This is a genomic window from Roseateles sp. DAIF2, from assembly GCF_015624425.1.
In the GTDB taxonomy this organism is placed as follows: Bacteria; Pseudomonadota; Gammaproteobacteria; order Burkholderiales; family Burkholderiaceae_C; genus Kinneretia.
Window position 1 is genome coordinate 2,455,911 of record NZ_CP049919.1, and the last position, 11,951, is coordinate 2,467,861.

The 11,951-nt window shown below is 70.1% G+C and carries 5 protein-coding genes, 2 pseudogenes and 1 riboswitch; of the genes and pseudogenes, 5 read left to right on the plus strand and 2 right to left on the minus strand.

Annotated features, from left to right (window positions below):
• Position 1: 1 nt before the first annotated feature.
• The 4 genes and pseudogenes from G8A07_RS11400 to G8A07_RS11410 all read left to right on the plus strand — a co-directional run bounded on the left by G8A07_RS11400 (position 2) and on the right by G8A07_RS11410 (position 5,531).
• Positions 2-1,714, plus strand: coding sequence for a serine hydrolase (locus G8A07_RS11400; RefSeq protein WP_195797103.1), 1,713 nt, complete (start codon positions 2-4; stop codon positions 1,712-1,714).
• Between the two features lie 15 nt (positions 1,715-1,729).
• Positions 1,730-3,181 (plus strand): annotated as a pseudogene (locus G8A07_RS27860) (M81 family metallopeptidase); the annotation flags it as partial.
• Positions 3,182-3,304: 123 nt separating this feature from the next.
• Positions 3,305-4,096, plus strand: a pseudogene (locus G8A07_RS27865) (alpha/beta fold hydrolase); the annotation flags it as partial.
• A gap of 13 nt (positions 4,097-4,109) precedes the next feature.
• Positions 4,110-5,531, plus strand: a complete 1,422-nt coding sequence (locus G8A07_RS11410; protein ID WP_195797105.1) for an amidase — start codon at positions 4,110-4,112, stop codon at positions 5,529-5,531.
• Between the two features lie 492 nt (positions 5,532-6,023).
• Here G8A07_RS11410 and G8A07_RS11415 read toward each other — a convergent pair whose 3' ends face one another.
• Positions 6,024-8,726, minus strand: coding sequence for a winged helix-turn-helix domain-containing protein (locus G8A07_RS11415; RefSeq protein ID WP_195797106.1), 2,703 nt, complete (start codon positions 8,724-8,726; stop codon positions 6,024-6,026).
• 398 nt (positions 8,727-9,124) lie between these two features.
• On the opposite strand from G8A07_RS11415, the gene G8A07_RS11420 reads away from it, so the two are divergent.
• Positions 9,125-10,897 (plus strand): hypothetical protein, encoded by a 1,773-nt coding sequence (locus G8A07_RS11420; protein WP_195797107.1) that lies wholly within the window; start codon positions 9,125-9,127, stop codon positions 10,895-10,897.
• A 166-nt stretch (positions 10,898-11,063) separates the two neighbouring features.
• Here G8A07_RS11420 and G8A07_RS11425 read toward each other — a convergent pair whose 3' ends face one another.
• Positions 11,064-11,384 carry a PepSY-associated TM helix domain-containing protein gene (locus G8A07_RS11425; RefSeq protein ID WP_213086268.1) on the minus strand — a complete coding sequence of 107 codons (321 nt, stop codon included), beginning with the start codon at positions 11,382-11,384 and terminating at the stop codon, positions 11,064-11,066.
• Between the two features lie 298 nt (positions 11,385-11,682).
• A riboswitch (cyclic di-GMP riboswitch) is annotated at positions 11,683-11,794 on the plus strand.
• The last annotated feature ends 157 nt before the right edge of the window (positions 11,795-11,951 follow it).

Consider the following 11,951-nt stretch of genomic DNA (forward strand, 5'->3'; position numbering starts at 1 on the left):
CATGTCTACCTCGACGACCCAACAACCATCATCCTCCAGCGCCGACCTGGTCAAGGCGATCGATGCCCTGCTGGAGCCGCTGTGCCGCGGCGACGAGCCCGGCCTGGTCATCGGCATCAGCCGGCAAGGCGAGCTGCTGTACCGCCGCGGCTTCGGCCTGGCCAGCATCGAGCAGGGCGTGGCCAACACGCCGCGCACGCGCATGCGCCTGGCCTCGACCAGCAAGCATTTCACCGCGCTGGCCATCCTGCTGCTGGCGGAGGACGGCAAGCTGCGCATCGACGATGCCGTGCAGCAGCATCTGCCCGAGCTGCCGACGCTTGGCGCCCCGGGCCCGACCCTGCGCCAGCTGATGCAGCACACCGGCGGCTGGCGCGGCCACGACGAGCTGTGGACCTGGGCCAACGGCCTGAACCTGCAGCCGCCCGGCACCAGCCTGGCGATGATGGCGCGGCAGAGCGAGCTCAACTTCGAGCCCGGCTCGCGCATGATCTACAGCAATGGCGGCTATCGCCTGCTGGCCCTGACCGTCGAGCGGCTCAGCGGCCTGAGCTTCGCCGAGTTCCTGCGCCAGCGCATCTTCGAGCCGCTGGGCATGCTGGACAGCGAATCGATCCCCAGCGTGCTCGATGTGCGCGAGGGCCTGGCCGGGCTCTACCTGCCGGCCATGGGCCCCGCGGTGGCGGCTGCGGGGGGGCGGGCGCGCTGGACGCGCGCGCTTTATCCGACCGAGTTCGAGGGCAGCGGCTCGCTGGTCTCGACGGTGGACGACATGCTGGTCTGGCTGGCCCATCTGCGCAGCGAGCACAAGACGGTCGGCAGCGCGCAGAGCTGGGCCGAGATGCTGGCGCCGACCACGCTGAAATCGGGCGAGGTGTCGCCCTATGGCTTCGGCCTGGTCCGCCATCCCTATCGCGGCGTCGAGGTGATCCACCACAACGGCGCCATCCTCGGCGGCGGCTCGCAGATGATCACCGTGCCCGCGCATGGCCTGGACATCACGATCATGACCAACGGCAGCGCGGCCAACCCCGCGGCGATCGCCTTCAAGCTGATCGATCTGCTGCTGGCCGAGCAGCTGCCGATCAGCGCCGAGGCGGCGGTGCCGCGAGTCGCGGCCAGCGCCTTCCCGGGCCTGCTGGGCCAGCGCTATCACGAGCCGGAGAGCGGCTGCCTGATGCGCTTCGGCGAGGTGGCCGGCGTGCTGGGCCTGTCCGTGCATGGCAGCTCCGTGCTGCCGCTGCGCCTACGCGGCGAGAGCAGCGTGTGGCTGGGGGTCGTGGACATGGCGACCAGCACCTTCGAGGTCGAGCTGGCCGGCGTCGACCCGGCGCAGGCGCCCGACAGCCTGGAGGTGCGCGACGGCGGCCGGGTGCTGCGCTTTCGGCGCCTGCCCGAGACCGCGCCCGAGGCGGCGGCGCTCGCATCGCAGTTGGTCGGCGGCTACCGCAGCGCCGACCTCGATGCCGGCGGGCAGATCGCCATGGAGGGCGCGATGCTGACACTCACCGTGCAGGGCCGGCATGGCCAGCTGCGCTTTCGCCTGCAGCCCGTCTCGGACGAGGTGCTGCTGATCGTCCCGACCGACCCGCTGCTGGCCGCGCTGGCCAACAGCAATGTCGTCAACCTCGACCGCGCGGGCGGCCGGGTGGTCGGCCTGCGGATCGACAGCGTCCGTACCCGCCACATGCGCTTCACGCGCGTGGACCAATAAGGATTGCCATCCATCATGAAGTTCTTCACCGCTTTTCTCGCCACCGAGACCAACACCTTCGCCGCCGCACCGACCGGCTGGGGCAGCTTCCAGGAATACGGCATCTACCGCGGCGACGCCAGCACGCGCGATCCGCAGGGTTTCGGCCTCAGTCCGCTGACCCTGGGCGAATGGCTGGCGGAGAAGGGGCACGAGCTGGTCGAAAGCACCACCGCCTTCGCGATGCCGCTGGGCCGCACGGTGCGCGCGGTCTACGAGCGTCTGCGCGACGACATCCTGGCCGACCTGCGCTCGGCCGGTCCGGTCGACGGCGTGATCCTGATCCTGCACGGCGCGATGGTGGCCGACGGCTACGACGACTGCGAGGGCGACCTGATCGCCCGCGTGCGCGAGATCGTCGGGTCTGAGGTGCCGATCGGCGTCGAGCTGGACCTGCATTGCCACTACACCGCGCTGATGCAGCGTTCGGCCGATGTGATCATCGCCTACAAGGAATATCCGCACACCGACGCGCTGGAACGCATGCGCGAGCTGATGGACATCGTGCTCGATGCGGCGCAGGGGCGGGTCAAGCCGACAGCGGCCGTGTTCGACTGCAAGATGGTGGGCCTGTGGCACACGACGCGCGAGCCGATGGCCGGCTTCGTGCGCCGCATGCAGGCCGTCGAGCGCCAGCCCGGCGTGCTGTCGGTCTCGCTGGGCCATGGCTTCCCCTGGGCCGATGTGCCGGAGTCCGGTGCCAAGCTCTGGGTCACGACCGACCAGGATCCGACGCTGGCGGCCGCGCTGGCCGAGGAACTGGGCCGGGAATTCTGGTCGCTGCGCGAGCAGACCGGTACGCCGGCCCTGACGGTCGAGCAGGCCCTGACGCAGGCGCTTGCGCTGCAGGGCGGGCCGGTCGTGCTGGCCGACATGGCCGACAACGCCGGCGGCGGCGCGCTCAGCGACAGCACCTTCATCCTGCGCGAGCTGCTGGCGCGGGGCATCGGCGAGGTGGCGATCGGCGGCTTCTGGGACCTGGGCGCGGTGCAACTCTGCGCGGATGCCGGCGTCGGCGCGCGCGTCGATCTGCGCCTGGGCGGCAAGGGTGGGCCGACCTCCGGCGATCCGATCGACCTGCGCGCGACGGTGATGGCGGTGGTCGAGGACTTCTCCCAGCCCGGCCTGATGGGGGCCGACGACCGCATGGCGCTGGGCCGCAGCGTCTGGGTCCGGCTGGAGCAGGGCATCGACATCGCGCTGATCGGCAAGCGCAGCCAGGTGCTGGCGCCCGAGCTCTTCACCGGGCTGGGCATCGAGCTGGGCAACAAGAAGCTGATCGTCGTCAAGTCGGCCCAGCATTTCCATGCCCGCTTCGCGCCGCTGGCCAAGGCCGTGCTCTACGTCACCACACCCGGCACGGTGAACATGGACTTCGCGAACTTGCCCTACCGTGTGCGCGGCCTCGACTACTGGCCGCGCGTGGCCGACCCGCATTGGGTCGGGCCGGCGGTGCCGCCACCGGGCCAGCTCTACGAGATCGACGGGCTGCGCCTGCACCTGCACCTGAGCGGCCCCGCCTCCGTCGATGCGCGCCAGCCCACCATCGTGATCGAGTCGGGCGCCGGTACCGTCTCGCCGCTCTATGCGCGCCTGCAGCGCACCCTGGCCCGCAAGTACCCGGTCTGCAGCTATGACCGCCCGGGCCTGGGCTGGAGCCAGCCCGACGCGCGGCCGCTGGATGCCGAGCGCAATGCGCGCCGCCTGCATGCGCTGCTGGATGCGGCCGGGGTAAGCGGCCCGCTGGTCTTCATCGGCCATTCGCTGGGCGGGCTGCTGATGCGTGTCTACACCGGTCTCTACCCGGAGCAGGTGGCCGGTCTGATGATGCTGGATGCCAGCCATCCGGACCAGTTCGCGCTCTACAACGAGGCGCCGACCGAGCAGATGGCCGCCGAGCGCGCGAAGCGCGTCAGGCTGCGCGAGGGTGGCGCGCCGCCGCCGGAGTTCGCACTGATCGACGCGGTGTATGCCGACATGCCCGAGGCTGCCGCGCAGATGAAGTCCACCTTCACGCCCGAGGCGGTGGACGCGATGCTCTACGAGGTGCAGGGGCTGCAGCAGGTGGGGCGCCAGGCCGCGACGGCGCCCGATCTGGGCGATCGCCCGCTGGTGGTGCTGTGGGCGCCGAAGCAGCCGGCGCCGGCCGGCGTCGAGGGCTTGGACCTGGTCTACCAGCGCTGGCCGGCCTACCAGGAGGCGCATGCGGGTCTGTCGACGCGCGGCCGCGTGCGCGCGCTGGAGGGGGCCGACCACATGGGTATCGCGGTACTGCCGCCCTTCGTGGCCCAGGTGGCCGAGGAGATCGATGCCGTGATGGCGCAGATCGCCGCGGATCGCTGAAGCAGTTCTTGCCATGGCCGAACTGCACGACCTGAGCGCCGAGGCGCAATGCGCGGCGCTACGCAGCCGCGAGATCTCCTCCACCGAGCTGGTGGCTCATTACCTGGATCGCATCGAGCGTCATGGCGCGGCGCTCGGCGCCTTCGTCCATGTGTTCGCCGAGCAGGCGATGGCGGCCGCGCGGCGGGCCGACGAGCAGCCGCCCTCGGGCCTGCTGCACGGCCTGCCGCTGCCGCTGAAGGATCTGCATCCGGCGGCCGGCCTGCCGACCTCGCTGGGCAGCGCGGCGCTGGCCGGCTGGGTGCCGGAGCAGGATGGCGGCGTCGTGGGCCGGCTGCGCCAGGCCGGCATCGTGGTGCTCGGCAAGACCCATGCGCCCGAGTTCGGCCCCTGCTGCTACACCGAGACGCGGCTGGCGCCGCCGGCGCTGAGCCCCTATGGGCAAGGGCTCTCGGCCAGCGGCAGCAGCGGCGGCGCGGCCGCCGCGGTGGCCGCCGGCCTGGCGCCGCTGGCCCATGCCAGCGACGGCCTGGGCTCGACCCGCACGCCGGCCTCGAACTGCGGCCTGGTCGGCATCAAGCCCAGCCGCGGGCGCATCCCCGCGGTGCTGCCGGCCTGGTACCAGCTCGGCTGCGAGGGACCGGTGGCACGCACGGTCGGTGATGCGGCGCTGTACCTCGATGCCGTCGGCGCCATCGGCCCCGGCGAGCTGTGGCGCCAGCCGTCCTGGGCGCCCGATGCGCACCGCCGCGCCGCGCGCATGCCGCCGCCGGGCCGCCTGCGCATCGGCCTGTTGACCGATCCCGGCACCGACGAGGCGGCGGTCCATGCCGATTGCCGGCAGGCCTGCGCCGAGGCCGCGCGGGCGCTGGAGGGGCTGGGGCATGAGATCGTGCCGCTGGAGCTGCCGGCGGCGCTGCGCATCTGGGCGCTGCTGGAGCCGCTGTGCGATGTGCTCAGCATCGGCCTGGCCCTGCATGTGCAGCAGCAGGTACCGCCTGAGCGACGCGACGCGCTGATGCCCTACACGCGCTGGCATGTCGAGCATGCCGCGGAGGTCAGCGGCATCCGCCATGCCCAGGCGCTGGCGCGGCTCGCGGCCGCGGCGGCCGCCTGGCTCAAATGGCAGTCGGGTGTCGATGTGCTGCTGACGCCGACCAGTGCCGCCCCGGCCCTGCCCAGCGGCGCGCTGCGGCTCGACGATGGCTGGGCCTCCAGCGAGGCGATGCTGCGCTGGAGCGCGTTCACGCCCTGGGCGAACTTCTGCGGCGCACCGGCCATCAGCCTGCCGGTGCACGAAACCGCGGCGGGCGTGCCGGTCGGCGTGCAGCTGATGGCGCAGCCCGGCCAGGACGAGTTACTGCTGGGCCTGGCCGGCGCGCTCGAGCAGGTGTTCGCCTGGCAGCAGCGGCATCCGCCGGTCTGGTTCCGCTAGGGAAGGGCGTTTCGCACCGGCCGCGCTGATCAGCAGAAATGAAGAGAGCCGCCATGAGCGGCTCTTTGCATAGTTTTGGCGGAGGTGGCTTTCAAGTCATCGGCTGCAACCCACATGGATGCTGGGTTCTCGACGTTTGAGATTTTCAATGTCCCCTCTCGTGTTTGACTCCCTGGCGTGGCGTGTTCCGCACTAGAACTCGCGGTCAGGTCTCGTTCTTCGGGTCAAAGATCTTCTGAAGGTGTTGCCTGGAAATCACTTTCACGACTCGTATCACTCTCTCCTTTCCTTCCTCATCAATCCATCTCTGCACGCAGTGTGATGCCAACGAGAAGAAGGCCGAAGCCGCCGTGGTGCATGACGGTCAGATCTCTCAATGTTCCTACATCGAGCAGAAATCGGGTCTAGGGCGTTGTGTTCATGTGACCCCGGCTCCACCACATCGCCAAGGGCCCGGATCTCCTCCGGGCCCTTTCCTTTTGGGCTGTCACTTCATGGCAGCCGCGCCCGCGCCGCCTTGGCCAGGCGATAGACGCGGCCCGGCTGTGCCAGCGCCTCCTCTTCCGGGGCAATCACCGCCAGCGCCGAGTCGAGCAGCCGCCGCGCGGCGGCCATCTCGCCGCGCTGCTGCAGGGCCACGCCGCGCAGCGCGTCGATGGCGGCGGGCCAGAGTCCGGTGGCGCGGGTGGCTTCCAGCACGGAGGCGTCGAGCTGGTCGATCAGCGCCTGGGCGCGCGGCGTGTGGCCGAGCTGCAGCTCGATCGTGGCCAGAACGACGGCCGCATCCTGGGTTTGCGGCCCCTTCGGGCCCACCAGCCGGCTCAATTGCTGATGCGCGATCCGCGCCTTGTCCAGGGCCTGAGCGGCCATGCCGGCTTCCCCTTCCGCGCGCGCCCAGTTGAGCAGGGTGATGTAGGTGGCGGGGTGGGCATCGCCGAGCTTGGCGCGCACGCGCTCATGCACCTTCTTCGCGTAGTCGAAGGCGCGTGGCCAGTCGGCCTGCCTGAACGCCAGCGCCATCAGCTCGTTGAGCAGCGTGATATGGCGGGAATGGTTTTCGCCCAGCCGTGCCACGATCACCGGCCGCGCCTCCTGTAACAGCCTTTCGACGGTGGCATGGTCCTCGCCATGGGCGCGCACCAGAGCGAGCCGGGTCAGAGCGATCAGCAGCGCATGGTCCTGCTTTCGGCTGCCCGCTTCCTCGATGAGCCGGCGGCCTTCTTCCCGAGCCTCTTCGTCCTTGCCGGCCAGCGCCAGCGCAAAGATCAGGTCCAGCCGCAAGGCGTCACGCTGTGCGGTGCTGCCCGCCTCGGTGGCGTCGAGCCCGCCGATTGCGGCTCGCAACTCGTCGACCGCTTTGGCGAACTCGCTCCGATCCATCAGCAGGATGCTGCGCGTCATCGCCACGCGCTGCCGCGCCTGCGGATCGTCGTTCGGCGGCGCGCTGAGCCGCTCCAGTTGTTCGAACTCCCGTTGCGCCTCGTCGCGACGGCCCTGGCGGCTCAGCACGCGCGCCAGCACCGCGCGCGCCTGCAAGCCCTGCCGACCGGCGGCCTCGCCGTCGCGTTCGAGCAGCGCCAAGGCGCGGCGAGCCTCCTTCTCGGCGTCCGGGAACATGTCGATGGCGCTGAACAATGCGGCCAGGCTCTCGTGGATGACCGCTGCGGTCTCGCGCTGCGCATCAAAGCGTTCGGCCACCCGGTCGCGCGCGCTGAGCAGCACCTCGCGCAAGGTCGTGTCGGGGCCCTTGGCCGAAACCAGCGGGTTGGCGCGTCCGATCAGATCCTCGGTCAGGAAGCGCGTCAGCGCGGTCGCGCGAGCGAGCTCCATCCGCGCCTCGTTGCGCGCCAGCACGGCCTGCTGCTGCAGCCACAGCGCCGCCGCGACACCCAGCACCAGCATCGCGAACAAGGCGCGCATCAGCGGGCGGCGCGCCGCGCTGCGCGCCAGGGTCTCGCGATCCTGGCGGGCGGTTGCCTCCGCCTGACGTCGCTCCAGCAGTTGGAGGCAGCGCTGCTCCAGGCGGCGCAGCCGGTCGGCGAGCTCGTCCGCACCGGCCAGCCGGCGCTGCGGGTTGCCATCGGTGGCAAGCTGCAGGTCCTCGCGCAGCAGCTCGTCGCCGATCTCGGCCTCCCAGCCCGGGGCCATCGGCTGGCCGATGCGGCCCGACAGCAGCTGGTACAGCAGCACGCCCAGCGCATAGACATCGCTGCGCACCGTGGGCGCATGGCCGGTGAACAGCTCCGGTGCGATATACAGCGGCGTGCCCGAACTGGAGCCGTCACCGGCCGCGCCGTCCTCGATGGTCAGGCCCAACCGGGTGATGCCGAGCTGCTCCAGCCGGTCGGACTCCAGCAGATGGCCGCTGCCGAAGTCACTCAACCGCACCTGCGGCTGCGAAGCGCCGCCCGTAACCAGCACGTTGGCGGGTTTCAGGTCCTTGTGCAGCACGCCGACCGCATGGGCGGCCGCCACCGCATCGGCGATCTGCAGGAACAGGGCGATCCGCGCGGGCTGGTCCAGGCCGGCCAGATGGGCCTCGGCCCATTGAGTCAGCGGCTGGCCGCCGTAGCGGCATTCCAGGAAGAAGGGCGCGAACTCGAAGTTCCAGTCCAGCACTTCCACCACCTGGGTGGGATTTTCCAGGCCCTCCTGCAGCAGGCGCAGCAGGGTGACCTCGCGCTTCAGCGCGCGCAGCCGGCTGTTGTCGAGCGCGAACTTGTAGACCCGCTGCTCATGCGTCTTCGGATGTTCGCCGAGCCAGACCTCGCTGCCGCCGGTGCGGCCCAGCTGGCGAATCAGTGCGAAGTTCGCGCGCCCCGGCACCGTCTGTCCGGCCGCCAGTTCCAGCGGGCTCGCAAACTGCCGCCCGACCGCGGTGCGCATCACCGGTCCGTCCAACCGGTAGCCGAGGCGGGCATGGGTGGCGACACGGTCGGCATTGCTCTCGCCGAGCGCGCGTCTCAGTTTGTTGATCGCGTTCGGCAGCACCTTGTCGACGGTGATGCGGCCGGCCCAGACCTCGCGCAGCAGCTCCTCCTTGGTAACGACCTCGCCGGCATGCTGCAGCAGATAGGCCAGCACCTCCAGGGCGCGGCGTTCCACCTCCACCGGCAGGCCGGCGACACGGAGCTCGAAGCGGGACTCATCGAATTCGGCGCTGCCGAAACGGTAACTGAATGCGGATCTTTCCATCGAAACGGGGTGTCGAAACGGGGCAAAGAACGGTCGGGGGCGCTTCATTAGACCTCGCTAGGCCCCGGAACGCTGTCGCCGGGCCGCGTCGAATCGGTAACAGGGGTGCCGGCGTTACCGATCCGTTATCGCGGCGTGGCCCGGCCGTGCCGACGCCGCCGGGGTGCCAAACCTAGCATCCGCCCCGATCGCGTCCGGTTTCGAGGCGCGACGCTTCTTCTTCGCAGCAACTCTTTCACAGCATGAAAAACACAGGACAAGCGCGTCGCGGACGCAGGCTCGGGTGGCTGGCAATGGCCTTGGTGACGGCTTCGGCACTGTCCGGCTGCTGGATCAATGACGACGATTCGGCCGCCGAACCGCCGCCGCCGGGAACCGGACCCGGCACCGGGAACCCCGTGACCCATGTGGTCACGGCCAGCGTCACCGGCAGCGGCAAGATCACCAGCAACACCGGCGGCATCGACTGCGGCTCGGCCTGCAGCGCGACGCTGCCCGCCAACACGGTGCTCCAGCTGACGGCCACGCCGGCGGCCGGCCAGGTGCTGCAGAGCTGGGGCGGGGCCTGCGCCACCGCCTCGGGCAACAGCTGCAGCGTGACGGTGATCCAGGCCACCACGGTGTTCGCGACCTTCGCGCCGCAACCCACCAGCAGCTTCGCGCTGACGGTGGCGGTCACCGGCAATGGCAAGGTCAGCTCCCAGCCGGCCGGCATCGACTGCGGCAGCAGCTGCAGCGCGACCTATGCGGCCGCGACCCAGGTCGTGCTGACCGCGGCGCCGGCCCAGGGCCAGGTCTTGCAGGCCTGGGGTGGGGCCTGCGCCGGTACGTCGGCGGCCTGTACCGTCACGATGAGCGAGGCGCGCAACGTCACCGCCGCCTTTGCCGCTGCGCCGGCGCAGGGCATGGCCTGGGGCAGCGCGACCCTGCTGGAAAGCAGCAATGACTTCAACGTCGCGGACAGCAATACCTTTGCCGATGCGAATGTGCTGTCGGCCATCGATGGCGCCGGCAATGCGCTGGTGCTGTGGGAACAGTCCGACGGCACGCCCGATGGCAGCACGCGCAAGGTATTCTCGCGCCGCTACACGGCCGGGCAGGGCTGGGCCGCCGCGGTGGTGGTGCCGGGCCTGACGAGCAGCAGCGCCTCGGAGGACCTGGTCACCGGCCGCTTGCTGCTGGACGCGGCCGGCAATGCGGTGTGGATCCGGGAGAACTTCCAGACGCGCCGCTACAACCCGGGCACCGGCTGGTCGGCAACGCCGTTCACGCCCGCCAATGGTGGTGGCGGCAAGCTGACGGATGCCAAGCTCGACACCGATGGCCATGTGCACATCGTCGGCATCGGCAATGACGATGTGCTCTACAGCCGCCTGCCGGCCAGCAGCAACCAATGGCCCGCCTTCGTCGACGTGAGCCAGTCCACCCTGACGACGCGCGCCGCCCAGCTCGCCCTCGGCAGCCAGGGCAGCCTGATCGTCGTCTGGCAGGAGCGCAATCCCGGCGATTCGAACGACAGCATGAAGGCCACCCGCTATGCGGGCGGCGCTTGGCAGACGCCGGTGCGCCTCGAGGAGCTGCTGACCGATGTGCGGGATGCCAGCCCGCGCATTGCGAGCGATGCCGCCGGCAACGCCCTCGTGGCCTGGCAGCAGGGCAGTTCACTCTATGTGGCTCGCTATGACGGAGCCGCCAACACCTGGGGCACCCCCACCGAGATCGATGCTGGCCAGGTAAGCGACAACCTCGCGGTGCGCATCGCGATCGCCATGGCCAACGACGGCCGGGCCGTGATCGGCTGGAACGCCAGCTTCGCGCTGAAGGCGGCGAGCTATACGCCGAGCAGCGGCTTCTCGGCGCCGGCGATGGTGAACAGCTACAGCGCCGGCCACAGCCTGGGCATCGACCAGGACGGCCGCGCGGTGGTGACCTACCGCAGCCCGGATCAATGGCCCAACCCGAGCTCCGGCATCCTGAATCTCTATGCGCGTGAACTGCCCTGGGGCGGCGCGTGGAGCGCGGCGACCCTGCTCGAGACCGGGGCGGGTGACGTCAAGGCCAATGTGAACTGCGCGGCGAACCCCGCGGGACAGGCCGTCTGCGTCTGGGCGCAGGACGATCTGGCCAACAGCACGGTGCGCAACAGCCTGCAGAGCAATATCCGGAGGTGAGGTCCGCGCGGGCCCCGGCCGGCTCCGGCCGGGGCCATGCCCGGTGAAGCAGGAAATGGGACGCCTTAAGTTTCACCAAAGTCTTGCCCCGTAGATTGGAGGTCCCGGCGCTTCCTCCCGACTCCTCCCCTTGAGCGCCGGCCTCGCCCAGCGGTTCCTTGTTTGCTCAAGGTCGCTGGGCTTTTTCTTGGCCGGCCGGCAGCTTGTTGGCTCCCTGGGCCGCCCGGCGTTTCTTCAGCCAGATCACGACCTCGGTGACGCTCAGCATCGCGACGCCGGCGCCGAGCAGTGCGATCAGGATGCGCACCGGCATGCTGCCCACCGCCGCCATGTGCAGGGTCAGCAGCCAGGTGGTGATGGTGTCGCCATTGGCCTCGCCGGTCGGGATGTCGCTGGCCAGCAGGCGGCCGGTGTCGGCGTCGAAGCTGCGCTGGGTGCGGCCGATCTTGTCGCAGATGTCCGCGTACTCATCACCCAGGCGCCGCACCGGCGTAGCCCGGCCAGGGCCGCCCGAGCCACGAAAACGGTCGGCCTCGTCGTAGCCTGTTCAGGCGCAGGTCGCGGCCGGTGCCGTAGTGACAACCGTCCATCAGGATGCAGGAGGCGGCATGGCGCCTATCCGACGCGTTCTGGACGTTCAGCGCCAGGCTCAGGCCGCGCAGCGCCGGCGAGGCATGGCCGAGTTCGTGGCGAGGTGCCCGATTGTCATCGGCTTGTCAATCACCCCCCGGTCGGCTTGTGGTGCTGTTACCGATGGCGACAATTCGCCTTCATCGTGGCCATCGGGCCACCAAAGGCAAACCCGGCGCGAGCCGGTGACGCAAAGCCTCCGGTCTTGCGACCGTCCTGAACTCGAACTGAGGGCAGGCGCAGCAGCAAGATAGCGGGGTTGCCGTTCGAATCCTCCTCTTGGATCGACCGTCAAACGCTGCGCATGCTGTCCTTGGTGCCCTCTGCTGGCCGCCGCAGACGGGCAGAACGCATGAGATCAGGGTGGGCGGGGAGGGGCCGGGTCGCACAGACCACGGCGCAAAACAACGAACGGCACATCGAC

Coding starts and splice junctions, on each gene's coding strand:
- G8A07_RS11400 (WP_195797103.1), top strand. CDS start 2: ATGTCTACCTCGACGACCCAACAACCATCATCCTCCAGCGCCGACCTG.
- G8A07_RS11410 (WP_195797105.1), top strand. CDS start 4,110: ATGGCCGAACTGCACGACCTGAGCGCCGAGGCGCAATGCGCGGCGCTA.
- G8A07_RS11415 (WP_195797106.1), bottom strand. CDS start 8,726: ATGGAAAGATCCGCATTCAGTTACCGTTTCGGCAGCGCCGAATTCGAT.